Origin of the sequence: Veillonella tobetsuensis, from assembly GCF_001078375.1 — a bacterium.
Lineage (GTDB): Bacteria > Bacillota > Negativicutes > Veillonellales > Veillonellaceae > Veillonella > Veillonella tobetsuensis.
The window spans coordinates 80063-98723 of the sequence record NZ_BBXI01000014.1; the positions used below are offsets into that span (position 1 = coordinate 80063).

17 protein-coding genes are annotated in these 18661 nt (G+C 38.3%); 2 read left to right on the forward strand and 15 right to left on the reverse strand.

Annotated features, from left to right (window positions below; all coding sequences use genetic code 11):
• Positions 1–18: 18 nt before the first annotated feature.
• From gluQRS to VEI_RS05800, 10 genes are all read right to left on the reverse strand, one after another.
• Complete coding sequence (gluQRS, locus tag VEI_RS05755; RefSeq protein ID WP_059363156.1) at positions 19–966, reverse strand: tRNA glutamyl-Q(34) synthetase GluQRS; 948 nt, start codon at positions 964–966, stop codon at positions 19–21.
• 96 nt (positions 967–1062) lie between these two features.
• On the reverse strand, positions 1063–3969 hold the full coding sequence (locus VEI_RS05760) for an insulinase family protein (RefSeq protein ID WP_059363158.1): 2907 nt from the start codon (positions 3967–3969) through the stop codon (positions 1063–1065).
• Positions 3970–4180: 211 nt separating this feature from the next.
• Positions 4181–4498: a hypothetical protein gene (locus VEI_RS05765; protein WP_059363471.1), complete on the reverse strand. Its 318-nt coding sequence runs from the start codon at positions 4496–4498 to the stop codon at positions 4181–4183.
• Between the two features lie 9 nt (positions 4499–4507).
• Entirely contained in the window at positions 4508–5737 is a 1230-nt protein-coding gene (locus VEI_RS05770) for an aspartate kinase (RefSeq protein WP_059363160.1), read from the reverse strand.
• A gap of 242 nt (positions 5738–5979) precedes the next feature.
• On the reverse strand, positions 5980–6369 hold the full coding sequence (locus VEI_RS05775) for a class II SORL domain-containing protein (protein WP_059363162.1): 390 nt from the start codon (positions 6367–6369) through the stop codon (positions 5980–5982).
• A gap of 125 nt (positions 6370–6494) precedes the next feature.
• Positions 6495–7037, reverse strand: a complete 543-nt coding sequence (gene cobO, locus VEI_RS05780; RefSeq protein WP_059363164.1) for a cob(I)yrinic acid a,c-diamide adenosyltransferase — start codon at positions 7035–7037, stop codon at positions 6495–6497.
• Positions 7038–7107: 70 nt separating this feature from the next.
• On the reverse strand, positions 7108–8481 hold the full coding sequence (locus VEI_RS05785) for a cobyrinate a,c-diamide synthase (protein ID WP_059363166.1): 1374 nt from the start codon (positions 8479–8481) through the stop codon (positions 7108–7110).
• A 73-nt stretch (positions 8482–8554) separates the two neighbouring features.
• Entirely contained in the window at positions 8555–9262 is a 708-nt protein-coding gene (gene cobI / locus VEI_RS05790; protein WP_059363168.1) for a precorrin-2 C(20)-methyltransferase, read from the reverse strand.
• 87 nt (positions 9263–9349) lie between these two features.
• On the reverse strand, positions 9350–10204 hold the full coding sequence (locus VEI_RS05795) for a sirohydrochlorin cobaltochelatase (RefSeq protein WP_059363170.1): 855 nt from the start codon (positions 10202–10204) through the stop codon (positions 9350–9352).
• A gap of 213 nt (positions 10205–10417) precedes the next feature.
• A complete protein-coding gene (locus tag VEI_RS05800; RefSeq protein WP_059363172.1) occupies positions 10418–11299 on the reverse strand; it encodes a sirohydrochlorin cobaltochelatase in 882 nt (293 codons plus the stop codon).
• A 1271-nt stretch (positions 11300–12570) separates the two neighbouring features.
• Here VEI_RS05800 and VEI_RS05810 point away from each other — a divergent pair.
• Together VEI_RS05810 and VEI_RS05815 are read left to right on the forward strand one after the other, a co-directional pair.
• Positions 12571–13572, forward strand: a complete 1002-nt coding sequence (locus tag VEI_RS05810; protein WP_059363174.1) for a sirohydrochlorin cobaltochelatase — start codon at positions 12571–12573, stop codon at positions 13570–13572.
• Between the two features lie 51 nt (positions 13573–13623).
• Positions 13624–14565 (forward strand): ABC transporter substrate-binding protein, encoded by a 942-nt coding sequence (locus VEI_RS05815; RefSeq protein WP_059363175.1) that lies wholly within the window; start codon positions 13624–13626, stop codon positions 14563–14565.
• Positions 14566–14635: 70 nt separating this feature from the next.
• Here VEI_RS05815 and VEI_RS05820 read toward each other — a convergent pair whose 3' ends face one another.
• The 5 genes from VEI_RS05820 to cobJ all read right to left on the reverse strand — a co-directional run bounded on the left by VEI_RS05820 (position 14636) and on the right by cobJ (position 18659).
• The gene (locus VEI_RS05820) at positions 14636–15418 is read right to left on the reverse strand and encodes an ABC transporter ATP-binding protein (protein WP_059363176.1); all 783 of its coding nucleotides are present in this window, start codon (positions 15416–15418) and stop codon (positions 14636–14638) included.
• Entirely contained in the window at positions 15418–16413 is a 996-nt protein-coding gene (locus VEI_RS05825) for a FecCD family ABC transporter permease (RefSeq protein WP_005379268.1), read from the reverse strand. The genes VEI_RS05820 and VEI_RS05825 overlap by 1 nt, the downstream gene beginning before the upstream one ends.
• A gap of 119 nt (positions 16414–16532) precedes the next feature.
• The gene (locus VEI_RS05830; protein ID WP_005376263.1) at positions 16533–17198 is read right to left on the reverse strand and encodes a precorrin-8X methylmutase; all 666 of its coding nucleotides are present in this window, start codon (positions 17196–17198) and stop codon (positions 16533–16535) included.
• Positions 17185–17973, reverse strand: a complete 789-nt coding sequence (gene cobK, locus VEI_RS05835) for a precorrin-6A reductase (protein ID WP_059363177.1) — start codon at positions 17971–17973, stop codon at positions 17185–17187. Before cobK ends, VEI_RS05830 begins: the two co-directional genes overlap by 14 nt.
• Entirely contained in the window at positions 17970–18659 is a 690-nt protein-coding gene (gene cobJ / locus VEI_RS05840; protein ID WP_059363180.1) for a precorrin-3B C(17)-methyltransferase, read from the reverse strand. The genes cobK and cobJ overlap by 4 nt, the downstream gene beginning before the upstream one ends.
• Between the last annotated feature and the right edge of the window lie 2 nt (positions 18660–18661).

Sequence of the window (18661 nt, forward strand, 5' to 3'; positions counted from 1 at the left end):
TCGAAAATTGTCAATATATTATATTGATTTTTCTAATACAATATGTTCGCAATGCAATGCTTTTGTATGTGCAGTATATATTAATAATGATTCTAAAGAGATGCTCGGTGCATCGCTTTTGGGTATGAATCCAGCTAATACAGCTAATTCACCTAAAATGCGCTCCGGTGACCAACCACACTCTCTCAATTCTTTTACTGTTATACTTTTCTGTCGCTTTGAAAGTCGATGACCATCTGTGTCAATTAGCAATGGTGCATGTCCATAATAGGGCGGATTAGCTTGTAATGTACGATATAAAAATAGTTGTTGAGCCGTAGTTTCCAGTAAGTCATGACCTCGAATAATTTCAGTGATGCCCATAGATATATCATCTAATACAACTGCTAAATTATAAGCATACATACCATCACCGCGACGTAGAACAAAATCATCATTACCACACCTCAATGCAAAATGCTGTGATCCTTGATATAAATCTACGAATTCCATATGCGAATCCGCAACCTTAATTCGCATAGATGGGCTCTTTTCAAGTTTCTTTTGCGCCACAGTAAAACCATCTAAATCACGGCAATGACCATCATAATGATGAACTACTTCTCCGCGATGAGGTGCAGAAGCAATAGATTGCAAACGTGCGCGATTACAAAAACATGGATAAATTAATCCTTGTTCCTCAAGCCTATTAAGGACTTTGTCGTATAGTATAAATCGTTCACTCTGCCAATAGGATTCTTCAGGTCCACCCACACGTGGTCCTTCATCCCATTCAAAGCCAAGCCATTCCAAATCATCTAACAAGGCCTCTCCTAAAGAGCGTTTAGAGCGTTGTAAATCGATATCTTCCATCCGGACCACATAGGTGCCGTTTTGATTACGTGTAGATATATACGATAAAAGGGCGATCCACACATTCCCTAAGTGGATATACCCCGTTGGGCTAGGTGCAAATCGTCCTTTCATAAATAGTATCTCCTAATCACTCTATAATATACTAATATAATAATACATTATTATATTAATGTATCGTGAGAGTGTCATCAGTTTATAAACTATATATTATCCAAGGGATACAATGTTATCAAAGACACCAGCGTCTTTAATTTTTTGTTCATTTCCCATGGAGCAAATATTATTATCTTTCAAAACAGGCTCTACTAGTTCTGCAAGAGCTACAATATCCTCTGGCTTACAAGCGATAACTTGTTTCCTAAATGCTACCTTATCTTCGATATTGGCACCACTAAAGTATAAACCCATAGCACGTGGCCCACGTAATGCAGGCGTCATCGGCAAATCAAGACCACTCATGGTACCGATAATATATTTACGCATTTCACGATCTGTTAAGGTAAATTGTCGTAAATACTCTGGCAATTCCTTGTAAACATTTAATGTTTCTACAAGATTTGGATCTCGATAGCTACAGAAAATCATATTACCATCATCGTAGAAATTAGCAAAGGCACCATAGGCACCGCCTTGTACGCGGATGCGAATCCATAAGTATTCGTAACGTAAAATAGTTTCTAATACACTCATAGCGCCAACATGAGTAAATCCATGATCTATAAAATTGCCGCCTTGAGCTACATATTGAACCTTGCCGGCAGTAACAATCCCTTCATTACTCGTTGTATGCTCTATAGTTAAAACATCATCTGGTAATATTTCTGCATTCCAGTTTTCAAGTAATGGTGCCATCAATTCTGTAAATGGTGCTAACTCATGTTCTTCACCAACAAATAAAATATCTACGTTATTGGAGCGGAAAATTTTACGAGCCACATCGGCTAATTTTTCTGGCAATAACGGTAATGCAGCTGGATTAGTAGCTAATTCACTAATCTTTTGATAATAACCTAAATTACCATCATCACGGAATTTACCAACCTTAGATACCTTGGCCATAACGCGTTGGCTAACGATAGTATTACCTCTACGGAAAGCCTCATTATCCCAAATGGCTTTGCTTTCTTGCACAAGCTCGGTCAAACGAGTTACATCTGTATACTGTGCATCATGAATAACTTCATTTACAAGTTGGCATAGTTCAGGCAATTTAGCATGAAGTGCCTTACTACGTACAATCATAAGCGGTACAAATTCATCGCGTTTACCCGCTTTGCTAATACCCGTAACATCAGAACTCAAACCGCCAAGATTTAGGTTAATAGCCTTTGCCATATCTTCATAGGAACGTTTAGATGTATCTACACGCCCAATGATATCACTTAAAATATCAGCATAAAATAATTCTTCTTCTGTAAGGCACCCTAGATTAAAGTAATAGGACACATAATTAATGCCTTTTGCAAAGGTCGGTACAAAATGAAGTTTCGTATGACCAATCATGCTTTCACGACGTTCTACATCTTCAACGTCAGGACTCAAATCAGATAATTCTAACAACGGAATCGTAGCCAAAGCTTCTTCACTATCTGGTGTTTCTTGGCGAAGTTTAAGGCGTTTTGTTTGATCTACAATGGCTTGTAACTCGTCTTGTGTCATAGATACTTTAATATTTGCCAATTCAGCCTTAACCTCTGCGTCCTTTTGCTCTTGTAATCCTTGTTCTGGATATAAGGACACAATCGCTTTATGATTATTACCCAAAATAGAATGACGAATTAAATCTTCAAAATAAGTACCTTGTAAACCCTTGCGGATATTAACCAAAGCCTCTTCATAATGTAATAGTTCTAACGGGTCATGGCCATATAACCAATTGTCCATCATGCGAATCACATAAGCAAGACCAATTGGTCGACCGCCAAAGTCGCTTTCACGAAGGGCAAACTCAATAGAGTTAAGAGAGGCTTCTAATAACTCTTTATCAATACCCTCTGTACATAATTGTTCTAATGTGGATTCTACAATAGATTGTAATTGTTCTTGCATATCTAAATTAGAACCACTCGCATGAACAGCCCAAATTGGTTGACGGATACTATCTAAATAATAGCCGGACACATCAGAACCAATGCCAGCTTTTACCAATGCTTGTTTTAGCGGTGCTGCTGGAGATGTTAATAAAGCATGAGTTAACACCTCAAAGGCAAGGCTTTGTTCAGGTGTTACTGATGGTAATACATAGGCAAAAGCATGCAATGTACGATTATCTGTACTTTCATCAGAACCTACACTATATGGATATGTAATGACACGGCCTTCCTTAAATGGGGCCTGCTCAGTCACCTCTGTATCGATTTCAATAGCATCAAAATGACTTAAGTATTCATCATGGATAAAACGCAATTGCTCTTCAATATCCATCGTGCCATACAAGAAAATATAGCTATTGGATGGGTGATAATGAACATTGTAAAATTCCTTGAATTTTTCATAGGTTAATTCTGTAATATTATCTGGGTTACCACCAGAATCTACACCATATGTGGTATCAGGAAATAAGGCATGCATCAATTCACGTTCAAGGACGGAATCTGGAGATGAGTAAACACCTTTCATCTCATTAAATACTACGCCCTTATATGTCAATTCATCATCTACTGAATCGAGTTCATAATGCCAACCTTCTTGCATCATGATTTCTGGGTCATTCGCAGCACGTGGATAGAAAACGGCATCGAGATATACATCCATTAAGTTGTGGAAATCCTTGTCATTCTTACTTGCTACAGGATACATTGTCTTATCTGGATAGGTCATAGCATTCAAGAATGTATTTAGGGAACCTTTAACAAGTTCAACAAAAGGCTCTTTTAATGGAAACTTACGAGAACCACAAAGTACGGAATGCTCCATAATATGTGCTACCCCTGTACTATCTTGAGGTGTTGTTCTGAAAGCAATATTAAAGACTTTATTAGAATCAGGTGAGTCAATATAAATAAGACGAGCACCAGACTTTTCATGTTTCATTTCATAAGCAGTACCATTGATTTCATCAATGCGTTCTATGCGATCAAGGCGAAAGCCAGAATATATATTATGTAATTCCATACTGTCCCTTCTTTCTATTATGTAATATGTATATATATAAATATAGGTTTTTAATGTATTACTAACTATTTATTATACCACATCAGTATAGTTAACACGAATTTTCAAGAATAATTATCAAATTATAGATTATAAATTGCAAAATCTCATCATCACAGAATAATACAAAGATTTACAGCAAAAAAGGACACTGCGAGAGTGTCCTTCTTAATTATTTCTTAGGATTCATTTGCCATTTTAAATTGCGTCGACTAGTCAAAAGACCTTCGAGAACAACTTCGAATTGGCGAAACGTCAATGTATAAGGAGCATACATATTTGGTACCACCTTATACGATATGGTCACTTCGGACGTATCGTAATTATAGAAAATACCATGAAGATTGCTCATTGTTGTATAGCCTGTTTGTGCTTGCTCTAATGTAGGAATCGGTTGTGTTTTTAAATTAGCCAATAAATCACTAATAAAACCTTCCTTGCGCCCCTGATCATCGAGCATCTCGTCCATAAATGTACGGAGACTATCCATCATACTATATTAGCCTCGTTCGTTAAGTAAAAGACCATTATGAATTACGCGAACAGCATCTTTTACACGCTCTTCTGCTACCAAGCAAGAAATACTGATTTCAGAAGTACTGATGATTTCAATATTGATACCTTCTTGGCTAAGGATTTCAAACATTTGTGCAGCTACGCCAGGTTGGCCCAACATGCCCGCACCAATGATGGATACTTTAGCCATGTTTTCATCGATATTCACAGCTTCGATATCAACTGTTTTTTGTAACTCTTCCAACACTTCACGTGCTAAAACTACATCATCAAGAGCAACTGTAAAGATTAAGTCTGTTTTAGGCTCGCCAACGGAACGGATGGATTGGACAATCATATCCACGTCTACGTTTTTATCTGCTAATGCTTTAAATACTTTTGCTGCAATACCAGGTTTATTTTCAACGCCCACAAGAGCTACTTTCGCTGTATTAGTATCATCAGCTACGCCTGTAATAATATGTTTATTTGCTTCCACGGTATAATCCTCCCGAATAATTGTGCCTGTATTATCAGTGAATGTAGAACGAACATGAATAGGTACACCATAACGGAAACCCATTTCAACGGCACGCGGTTGCATAACACCAGCACCTAGACGAGCCATTTCAAGCATTTCACCATATGTAACTTCTTCTAATTTGAAAGCTTCCTTCGCTACGCGAGGATCAGTAGAGTATACACCTTCTACGTCTGTGAAGATTTCACACACATCAGCTTTCATAGCGCCAGCCAAAGCAACTGCAGTTGTATCGGAACCACCACGACCTAATGTTACCATATCACCATATTCAGTTATACCTTGGAAACCTGCGACAACAACGATATTGCCTTCTTCTAATGCCTCGAACACACGATTAGGATCAACACCTAGAATGCGACCTTTATTAAAGTTCTCACTACTTGTGATGCCTGCTTGATCACCTGTCAAAGAGATAGCCTTTTGACCACGTTCATTGAACGCCATCGCCATTAAAGCGATAGTTACTTGCTCACCAGTACATAGCAAACGGTCCATTTCACGACCATAAGGTTTAGATGTCACTTGTTTTGCCAAAGCAACCAAGTCATCTGTTGTATCACCCATTGCAGATACAACTAACACAATGCGATCGTCTTCTTTCTTTTCATGAAGGACACGATCAACAATATTAAATATTTTTTCAGGTGTAGCAACGGAACTGCCACCAAATTTTTTAACGATTAAGGCCACTGTTATCCCTCATTTACCTATCTATACTAAAAATAACATGCATATACTGTACCATAAACCAATAGCACTGTAAAGGCATATACACATATTTTTCCACCTGAAAAGTACAAAAATCTTTTTTAAGGGGACAAACATGCATATCAATAAGTTATATTAATTCATATAAAAAAGCTATATAAGATATACCAACATACAAAAAAGACCAGCCCTCAGGCTGGTCTTTTAAAGTCGAATAGATTCAATTATTCAACAACGATATCTTTTTCAGACTCCCATAAACCATGGATATTGCAGTAAGATACAGCAATTAATTTACCAGATTTTTTCAAGGATACTGCTAATGTACCTTCAGAAACTGCAACTACAGGACCTTCGTTTGCTGTTGCACCATCACCATGTACATTGAAGGATACTTCACCAACTTCGAAAGGCAATTGAGTACCTTCAGCTACGAAGTATAATTTAATCCAGTTAATATGATGTTCTACAGTATTTGGATGAGCAATATCTTTACCAACGGATAAGTTTACGTGGAATGTTTCACCAGCTTTTACTTTGTCAGCAGCTTCAATAACAGGAACGTGTTTTTCAGTAGCGAAATCGCCAGATTTAATGTAATCATGTACAGCCATAGTCAACCTCCTGGTTATAGTTATATACATACTTAATGTCTTAAAAAATAGCACCTTGTGCTTATGACTATATTATACATTTTCGATATAGTTTAGGCAAGGACTTTTTCGAAAATTTTCTATATTTAAAACTCAATTCCTTTTGCTGCTTTTATGCCTTTTTCGTAAGCGTGTTTTACTACGTTCATTTCGGTCACTGTATCAGCGACATCGATGATTTCAGGTTTTGCATAACGGCCTGTGAGGATGACATGTAGTCGTTCCGGTTTGTGTTTGAGCATGTCTACAACGGAGTTGACATCGATGAGTTCATAGTTAATGGCATTGTTGATTTCGTCCATAACGATGAGATCCCAATTATCGGAATTGACTTCTTCCACTAATGTTTTCCACGCTTCTTGAGCTGCTGCTTTGTGTTTTTCTAACTCTTCTACCGTAACTTTATCTCGGTTATAGTATATAAAACCTTTTCCCATAGATTTGATGGTAACAGCATCGCCTAGCTTTTTTAAACCCTCAAGTTCACCATAGCCATGTCCACTTTTGATAAATTGTAAAATTAAAACCTTTAATCCTTGTCCTACAGCGCGTAGCACAACACCTAAAGATGCCGTTGTTTTACCTTTACCATTACCAGTATTTACAAGTATTAAACCATGTTCACTCATTTCTAGTACTCCTATTATGTCATACACTGTTATGCCATATACCTATCATAATAAGGCTTATATAACAGCACTATTTTGCGTTACCAAAGGCTTCACACATATCTACAAAATGCTTGGCCCCTTCAAGAGAGCCTGCAAAATTAAGATGTAAGTAAGATGCTAACACATTATTCGTAGCGTAACCTCCATCATAGGATTGAGGTTTTCGACCACCTTCTAAATGAAAGGCCCATGGGAAGTCTTCAATAGTTGGTTCCATTGTAGAAAAATGGAATTCATGACCACGCAAAGCGGTTCCAGTATTACCCAGTAATGTATCCCGTTTTGCCGTTGCGGTCACATAGCCGACCTTTTGCAATTTTTGTTGCATTACGCAATTGGCAGGCACGACACCAACCGTATCAAATACATTACCACCAAAATCATGAATGTGTTTACAAAGATACATAAGTCCACCACATTCAGCATAAATCGGCATATGACGTTCATTTGCATCAAGGATGGATTGCTTCATAGATAGATTCTCGGATAAAGCCTGTAGGAACATTTCAGGGAAGCCGCCCCCAAACACAAGACCATTCACATCAGGAATAGTACTATCTTTCAAGGGACTAAAATATACAAGTTCTGCCCCTTGAGCCTCAAGAGCAGCTAAACTCGCTGGATAGTAGAAAGAAAAGGCTTCATCATACGCAATACCAATCTTGGTGCGCTTTGTAACACCCTTAGTAGCATCAATAGGTGCTGCCATAGGGGCTGCACTAGCGGCAACCTTGTAAAGTGCATCTAAATCCACCATTGATTGCACTGCATGTTGGATTGTAGCAATCGCCTCTGTTGGATCGATTTCTGTAACTGGTGTTAAACCAAGATGACGTTCTGGAGAATGCATACGATCATCACGGCGAATAGCACCAATAACAGGTACACCGATCTTCTCCATTCCTTCACGAACCATACGTTCATGATTATCGGAACCTAAACGGTTTAATATTACACCTTTAAAATCCACATCCTTATCATAGTCTCTAAAGCCCATTGCAATAGCAGCTGCGCTTTCACCCATGGCCTTACAATCGATAACGAGCACAACAGGAGCACCTAATTGCTTAGCAATTTGAGCCGTACTACTCACACCCTCTCGGCCACCATCATACAACCCCATAACGCCTTCAATAATGGCTAGATCTGCATCGCCCGCCATGGATGCAAAAAATGTTGGCAATGTATCCGGTGGAACTAACCAAGAATCCAAATTATAACTTTCACGGCCCGATGCAATTTTATGAAAGCCCGGATCGATATAATCCGGGCCCACTTTAAAGGATTGCACCCCATGGCCACTTGCTCGATACGCTGCGAGAAGGCCCGCAACAATAGTCGTTTTGCCGACACCGGAATTGGTACCAGCTATAACAACACGTGGAATGGGTACAGTATTCATATGTATTACCTCTTATTAATACTATCTATAGGGATTTTACAATATCCATATAGTTAACAGAGTATATAATCGATTAACGATCTTTACGTTTTGCCAAAATTGTGGACAAGTAATTCAATTTCTTGTCTTTAGGCATATTGTCTAAACCTACGAAAACTTGTTCATCAGGCAAACCAACGCGGGAAATCATAACGGCATCATCTGCCATATTATGTTTCAACAATACTTCTTGCACTTCATCAAAATTTTTATACACCTTCATGATAACTGCATCATCAGCTACTGCCAATACAGCATCAATTTTTTCCTTAGGTGCTGTAGCCGGAACGATAGCCAATACTTCTTCTTTTTCTACAATTGGATAACCAAGATGAGAACCAATAGCACAGAATGCAGTGATACCAGGAATTGTTTCAATTTCAAAGCCTGTATGTTCAATCAAACGATATACATACATGTAAGTGCTGTAGAACATTGGATCTCCAAGAGTAAGGAATACAACCTTCTTACCTTGTTCTAAGTAAGATACGATAATACGTTTCGCTTCTTCCCAACCCTCTTGTTGTGTAGCATCATCGAGTACCATTGGGAATACAACTGGAACGATTTCAGTATGTTCTTGAATGTATGGTTTCGCAATATTAAGGGCTACAGAACCATCTTTCTTTTCTGTTTTAGGTGTAATGATAACGTCCGCTTCGCCAACAATACGCGCCGCTTTCACCGTCATTAATTCAGAGTCCCCAGGACCAACACCTATGCCATATAATTTACCTTTCATGGTGATTCTCCTATTCTAATTTCAATATGTTTAACATTAATATTATACCTAATTTGCTAAACATATACAAAGAATTTTATGAAAGTACTATTTTACATTAGGAATAATTGGTCTATGTCCACTACGTTTACCGTATACATCATCAATACAGTCTTGAATATGTTGACAGTAAATATCTTGAATTTGTGAATATTCACCTAGAGCATGGTGCATCTCTTCTACTTTATAGCCTGCTTCACGCAATACATTGACCACACTATCCTCTTCATCGCCAAACAAATCATTGAGTGCATGGTCACCTAGCACAAGCAATAGTGGATGAACATAGATTGTATTAGGTCTTTTACCATCAAGCCACTCCCAAGGAAGCGCTACATCCTCAATTAAAGGTGCATTTTCTAGGGTAGCGATACGTACATGGCCGAGACCACTGCGAATTAATTGATATTGCAAATGACCATAAGAGGAGTTGCCAGAACTAATACCACCATGACCAACTAATAACAAACCATCATCAGCGGAAATAGATAGGCTCTTAATAAATGTATCAATAAAGATTTGATAATCATTAGGATGTTCTTCTTGTCCCATGTAGAATACCAACGGACGACCTACGCGAAGAACCTCTAGTTCACTAGCTCGTTCATGATGTAAAATATTATATTTTAGCTTTTCAAATTCTTCCCCACCGGCAAAGTGCAATGTTTGTACATAAATGTGAGTATATCCATCCTCAATGAGAGCATCGAGTGCACCTTGCTCTGTAGGAATATCAATACCACGATCGCGTAAGCGCTTTACAATGATACGAGATGAAAAGGCCAAACGCACTTCATAATCCGTATATTTCTCTTTAATACGATTTACAACAGCATCAATTTGGTTTTCACGAGCAGAATCAACAGTTGAGCCAAAGGCTACCACTAAAATAGCTTGTTTCATAACGTTCTCCTTATAAAATATAACTTACTATCCATCATACCATATGCCCTGTTATAGTGGGATACCATACCCCGTATAAAGCCTATATTATGATAAACTTTCATATGCATATAGTTAATACATATCAAAAAGCATCCTCCTGATTTAGAGGATGCTTTTCGATGATAGTGTGTATTATGAGAGAGTTTATATTACAACCTTACATGAAAGCAATTAGGAAATCATTCCCTGTGCTTCCATGCGTGTAGATCGAATAACGGATTGAAATGAGTCCTTTTGGGAACTGCGTTTTCTGTCAGACATACGGATGGCTTGACCTAAATGCTTTAAGAATAAATCTTGCACATAAGGATTTTCTCCAAGACCTTCATTCCAAATATCTACATTATAGCCTTGTTCTGTAAGAAGCGCATAAATCGAATCAGAACGATCGCCGCCGAGGTAATCCATTAAATGTGCAGAACCAATCAAAGCCAATGGCACAACGAGTATGTCCTTATGTCCCATACGTTCTACTAAGGTCAACGCTTGTTTAAATGTAGGGAAACCATTTGTAGTAAATACCGCTACATTAGGTGCTACCCCATACATGGCTTTCAATTGTAATGTAGAGAATTCCAATTGATTTTGTCCATTTGCCATCAATAAAACCGATTTATTGAGAGATTTTGTATTGATATGACGCATAATTCCATCAATGGTTGCTTCATAATCATCAGCGTAGTTTTTCACCCCCAAGGATGTCAATAAAGGTTTGCCAATATTAACTTGGGTGAAGCCATATTCACTGCTGTGAAGAAATTTAAGAGCTTGTTTACGCATTTGTTGATAACATTGATCTGCTACAAGAGTGATTGGTTGAATATAGACCTCATCTATCCCCTTGCGGCTAAATTCTTGCATGACCTCTGTGAAGGAAGAAATTGTATCGTCATATTTTTCATTCCACTTTTCCACCAATGCATCAGACAAAAATACCCGTCGTACCTCTACATCTCTGTATAAGGAACGAACTTTAGACTCTATAGTACCAATGGATGTTTCCACTGCTTCTTTATAAATTGATCCGAAGGATGCAATAATTATACCTTTCATATGTGACCTCCATATACTCATATATATGAAATAGATTTCATAATTGAAAACTATTATCAACTACTATGTATTAATAATACAAGATTAATATATGAAAGTCAATGAGAAATATTATCACTAATTTCATTTGTATAGGATAATATTTCGGTATTATTTCCAATTAAATCCAACGTATAAATATTTTCTACAGTTTTATCTATACTACTCTTTAAAATTTTAACAGCTTCATTAGTAAAATTACTCTTTATCACTAGTAACCATCCCTTATATTAAGAAACATCAATTTTCTGAAGTTTTTCCGGTGCCTCTGACATATCGACAGCACGATCTTACTATAATCCTCTATCTATTTACGAGTTTATAGCAACTACAGCTCTATAGGTCGCTATGACTATAATCAACAACTTTATAACCAGCGGCATCTCGCTTTGTATTAACCAAAATATAAATACTATGTAGCTAAGAATAATAAAGCTCCATTTAAACTTACTTTTAGGAACTATATTAATTCCTAGCAATTTGCCGTGTAAGCCTAAAAATACATAGAAAAATACCTTTGTTTGAGAACCACAATTCCTTAACGCTCGTTTATAAATAAATTTATATAGCTTTCGCCTTCTATATATAGGTCCTAATACAACGCACGCATATAAAAATGCGGGAAACATGCCTTCTAAAACAGATAGTGAAAGCTCATAATTCATATCTTGTAGGCTGCCGATAAAGAAACCAACCAATAATATTAACGAAGAAATCCATAGAAATCGTTGGTCATTTAGAAATGTTAGTAATACTCTCTCAACACACAAATTATCTCCTCCTATTATTAGTCAGTCTATCCGCAATATGAAGCAGAATATTTCCGATAAACTCTATAAACTCTCTAATAGTTTAAAGAAACAATACAATACTTTATTATTTTTTAATCTATCTAATTATATAACATATTTTTATAAGATATGCCTACTAAAAGAACTCTGAAGAAGTGTTTCTTCTCTCTATAAATCATGTTTCAAATATATTTATATATCTAGATACACAAGGTGAATCACTCATAATTATACCATTATAACTAATAAGAATATTAACCTCAAACATAAGAGCACTCTATATTTATCATAATATTTTATTAATAAACCCTTATATTATCTATACTTGTACAGGTATGGGGTTTATTGACTTATACATCCTAACTTGCTACGATTAATTATAGATTATATATATTTATGTCTGCATAGTCAGATGATGTTGTTTAATGAGGTGATTCACTTATGTTTAGTGTAAAAAAACAAGCATTAACAGTTTCTGCTGCATTAGCGGCTTTCGCATTGACATTTGGTGCTCCTGTACTTGGTCACGCTGCATACCAATTAAATGATCAAGTAAAAGACCCTACTCCAGCATTAAAAGAAGCTTCTACAATCGGTGTTCGTACACACAATACTGAAGCTTTACAAAACTTGCCAAACAAAGATGCTATCGTTGTTATGAGCTTTGGTACAACTTTCAAAGATACTCGTGCTAAAACAATTGATGCTACTGTAGATGCTATTAAAGCAGCTCATCCAAATACAAAAGTAGTAACAGCTTTCACAAGCCACATTATTCGTGACCGTATCCAACAAAAAGAAGGTATTACATACCCAACTCCTGAAGAAGCATTAGCCCAATTGAAATCTGAAGGTTACTCTCGCGTAGCTTTGACATCCTTGGATGTTATCCCTGGCATGGAATACAACTATGATGTAGCTGTTTATAACCTTTACAAAAACAACTTCAAAAAAATGACATTAGGCACTCCACTTATGTACTGGATGGGTCAAGAAGGTCAAACAGATGAAGTTATTCAAACAATTAAGGCTGTACAATCTCAATTCCCTAAAGTAGGCAAAGAAGATGCTGTTCTTATCATGGCTCATGGTACTCCGGATCCTGCAAATGCTTACTATTCTGTAATTCAAGACCGTATCCATACTCTTGGCTTGAAAAATGTATTTGTCTACACTGTAGAAGGTACTCCAAATCTTGAACAAGTTATCCCTCAATTGAAATTACATGGTATTAAGCATGTTACATTGATGCCATTTATGATGGTTGCCGGCGACCATGCAAACAACGACATGGCTGGTGATGAACCAGATTCCCATAAATCTATTCTTGAAAAAGAAGGCTTCAAAGTAGATACTTACCTTCATGGTTTAGGTGAAAACCAAAACATCCGTAAATTGTTCGTTGAACGTGCAAATGAATCTTGGGACGCTTTACAAAAATAATCAATTTACAATTTAACTAGTATCGTTATATAACGTACATAGGAGTACATCATGAAAAAACTACTATTTTGTAGTCTTGCTTTGGTCATGATCGTACTAGCAATAGCTGGGTGTGGTAAAACCACATCCAGCTCTTCTGCTACTACGAAGGAACTTACCTTTAATGGTGAAACCTACACTGTACCAAAGGATCCGCAACGCATCGCCGTTCTTTCAAATTCTGTATTGTCCATGCTATACGCAGTAGATGGAAAGGCAGTTTCCCGAGCTAGCACAACAGATAAGTTAGCGCCAGACTTAGAAGCATTACCAGCATTAGGTCAAACGGCTAACATCAATATGGAACAATTGTTAGGTTTAAAACCAGATGTGGTATTGGGTTTGGAAAACCAACATAAAAAATATGAATCCCAATTACAATCTAACAATATTCCAGCCGTACTTTTCAATTACGATGGTATCAAGGATAATGTGCCAATGCTAACATTCCTTGGAGAGTTAACAAACCATCAAGATAAGGCTAAATCCGTTATTGCCACCTATGAAAGTAATATTCAAAAGGTAAAGGATGCCATTAAAAACCAACAACCTGCACGTGTTGCCGTATTGCGTGCTACCGGTAAAGGTGTGACAGCCGAAACCGACGAAGCGGTAACTGCATCTATGGTCAAAGAATTAGGTATGACAAATGTTGTAACATCTCACCTAGATGGTACAGCTAAAGATAAAACGGTACCGTATTCTCTTGAAACATTAACCGCTGATAACCCTGATATTATCTTCGTCGTTACCATGGGTAAAGAAGAAGAAATTACAAAGGCCATGAAGAAATCTATGACAGATAATCCTGCATGGGCTAATCTTAAGGCTGTACAAAACAACCGTGTCATCTACTTACCATCTAAACTATTCCTACTTAACCCAGGTCTACAAACACCTGAGGCTATGGCTCGTTTAGTGAAAGAAGCATATGGCGTTGATGTTACATTTTAACATATCCTAACATACTAAAGAGGGCATTCCCCATTTTGGGAATGCCCTCTTTCACTATTAGTCTAGCTATCTACTCAACTAAACCTTTTACGCGTACATATTGTTTATCATCAAAGGTATCGATTTGTACATCTACGGAAAATACATCTCTAAATAGTTCATCCGATACGATTTCTTTCGTGTCTCCAGCTGTCACTAAATGACCATCTTTTATAATAGCCATATAATGAGAATATTGTACGGCTTGTGTCAATTCATGGAGTACCATCAATACGGTTAACCCTTGTTCATCGTTTAATCGTTTTAACAATTCCATGATTTCTAGTTGATGGTTAATATCTAAGTATGTTGTTGGTTCGTCTAACACTAATAATTTTGGTTGTTGTGCTAACGCCATAGCAATCCATACCCGTTGCCGTTCACCACCAGATAAGGAGGGAATTAATTGATTCCGTAAATGATTCGTTTTTGTAATTCCTAATGCATAGTCAACGATTTCTCGGTCCTCTTTGGCCGTATTCTTCCACCACATTTGGTATGGATAGCGTCCACAATATACCAATTCTTCTACGGTCATATCCTTTGGCATATTAGGCACCTGTGGCAGAAACGCCATTTGACGTGCCAATTCATTTTGTGAATACGACTGTAATGGTTTACCTAAAATAGTCACACATTCACGAGGACTATGAATATATCCAATCATAGACCGTAAGAGTGTACTTTTACCACAACCATTAGGCCCGATTAAAGTCGTTATTTTACCAGTAGGGACAGATACATTAATATCATGTAAAATATGACGACCTCCGAGAGTGACGGATAACTGATTTACATCAATAGCCGTATTCATTAGTTATCCCTCCTCAATAGATATAAGAAGAATGGCGCCCCAAAGAATGCCATGATAATGCCAACCGGTACCTCAATTGGACTCCACATAACACGCCCTACCGTATCACTAACAACGAGGACGAGTGCCCCTAATAATGCAGAGCCGGGGAGTAAATACGCATAATCATTACCGATTATAAGACGTAACATATGCGGTATAACGAGGCCTACGAAACCGATTAAGCCCGCAATACTAACGGCACCTGCTGCTAATAGAGCTGCAACAGCAGTCATAATAAACCGCGTTTGTTCTACCTTAAGGCCTAGCCCCTTTGCTGTTTCATCACCTAAACTTAAAATAGTAAGACGTTTGGCACCTAAACAGGCAAAGATAAGACCGACTAACGCGTATGGGAACAGAACCTCTACTTGAGGCCAACTGCGTGCAGCCAAGCCCCCCACCATCCAAAGTAAGGCTCCTTGCACACGATCTCCATAGAATACAAGTAGTGCAGAAATACCAGAGCCTAAAAAAGCAGCCACCGCAACACCAGCCAAGATGATACGGCTTGGGCGTACACCATTCTTCCAAGCAAGAGCATATACCATCAACGCCGCAGCCATAGCACCTATAAAGGCGACAAGAGGCACAATATGATCATAGCCAGGGAAAAGAATAAATATAATAACACCGGCAAGTCCAGCACCGGAGGAAACGCCAACGATTTGAGGATCTGCTAAAGGGTTCTTCATAACCGCCTGTAAAATGGCACCCGATACGGCTAAACAAGCACCAACTAATGCGGCAACAATATTACGAGGCAACCTAATATTCCAAATGATTTGCGATGCTGTATCTGTTAGCTCACTAGCCCACAATGTGTGCCAAATCTCCGATAGTGACACCGGTGTGGAGCCCCAAATCAGTGAGATAATCATGCTAGCTATGACAGCAATAACCAAGACAATAATAACTGATATGCGAAATAGTTTTCGTTCATTCAGAGAGTCCACAGTAACCTCTCCTTTCACCAATACATGATACTATCAGCACCCGTATTATACATATAAACCTCATAATAGATACAGTAAAACCCGAATCGCCCCCAATAAGCAACGATTCGGGTTAACTATTATTTAGATTCTTTGCCTTCTACGAAGAGCATATCGTTGCGTTTTACATCTGTGTAAAGCAATGCATTACATACGGAAGCAGCGATTGGGCTACCACCCTTGTTACCTTTTACAGTGATATAAGGAACTGGGGATACTTCCATTAAATAATCTTTAGATTCCGCAGCGCCAACAAAGCCTACAGGAATACCAATGATAAGAGCTGGTTTAATACCTTCTTCAAGAGCTAAACGCAATACTTCATACAATGCAGTTGGCGCATTACCAATAGCAACGATTTGGCCTTCTAGTTGTTTGCCAAATGTACGCATAGCAGCGATAGAACGTGTTACGCCCAATTCTTTAGCCATTTTAGCTACGTTTTCATCTTTGATTAAGCAATGTACTTCATTGCCACGAAGTTTAAGGGCTGGTTTAGAAATACCTGTGCGAACCATTTCTACGTCAGTGTAAATATCTGCACCATTGTCTAATGCTTCGATACCTTTTTGAACAGCGTCAGGGCTCATTTTTACGAGTTGAGCATATTCAACGTCACCAGATGCGTGAACTGTACGAGATACAACGCGTACTTCATCATCAGTTAAACCTAAATCCTTTACATAATCGTAAATGATTTCCATACTCTTATCTTCAATAGCTTTAGGATTTTTAACGTAATCCATTAGTGTCCTCCCATAATTTGAAAAATTCATCATTCGATGATACCACAGGGCATTCGAGTTTTACCCGCGGACGATCGATAACAATAACGTGGATGCCAAGGTCGATGGCAGCCTGTAATTTCGTATCAGCACCACCTACGAGGCCAGAGTTTTTCATAACCACAACGCTCGCCTTTGTATCGTGGAACATAATGCGGTTCATATCGTAAGAAAATGGACCTTGTACGGCAACGATCCGTTTAGGACTCACATTGAGGTCCTCCATCATTTGCAACACCTCAGCAGTTGGCAAAATACGTGTCCACACTTCACAGTCTCGCAAAGCTTCAGATTCAGCAAAGATGTGCATTGTCTTACTACCAGTAGTCAAATATACATGGTTATTATTTTCTTTTGCTAACTTGCCTGCTAGATTAGCTGCTTCTGTTTCATCCACTACGATATGCAACTTATCATAGTCTGGCAATGGTACCTCTTTTCGTTCAAACCGAACAAAAGGGATACCCATCGCCTTAGCTGCATCTTGAGCCGTTGCGGTCACAATAGCCGCATACGGATGGCTTGCATCGATGAGTAGGCGCACATTGTGCTCCTTAATCAATTGTTGCATAGCCTCTTGGTCAAGACGGCCTGTATGAACTGTAATGCCTTCATGAGCTGCCAATTCCGCCCCATATTGGCTCACAACCGTCACGAGAACCTCTTCACCGGTTCGTTCTTGAATATCTACCGCTAAGGTTCGACCATCCAAGGTACCAGCGATGACCCAAATCATAATTTATAGCCTCGAGGTGTAATCATACGACCATTTTCAACATAAGTTTGGCTGTTACCAATGATAACAAGTGTTTGCATATCCACTTCTTCTTTTGTGAAGTTTTCAAGGTCAGAGATAACCATGTGTTGACCTGGACGGCCTGCTTTTTGCACGATACCTACTGGTGTTTTAGGGTCGCGGTATTGAAGAACGATTTCACGTACTTCTTCTAAGTGAGTAACGCGTTTTTTACTGCGTGGGTTGTACAAGGAAATAACCATGTCACCTTGCGCACAAAGATCAGCACGTTTTTTGATAAGATCCCATGGAGTCATCAAGTCACTAAGAGAAATAACAGCAAAGTCATGCATCAATGGTGCACCCAAAACAGATGCTGCTACGTTTACAGCACTAAGTCCTGGTACGATATCTACAGAAGGACGTGTGTCAGCTGGTACTTTGTTAGCAAGCTCCAATACAAGACCTGCCATACCGTATACACCAGAGTCACCAGAGGATACTACGACTACTTGATGGCCTGCTACTGCAAGGTCAACAGCTTGTTGGCAACGATCTACTTCTTGCATCATCGCTGTACCAACAGTCTCTTTACCTTCGATAAGTTCTTTAATCAAATCAAGATATGTTAAATAACCGACTACACGATCTGCCGCTAAAATTGCTTCCCGTGCTTGTGGTGTCATAA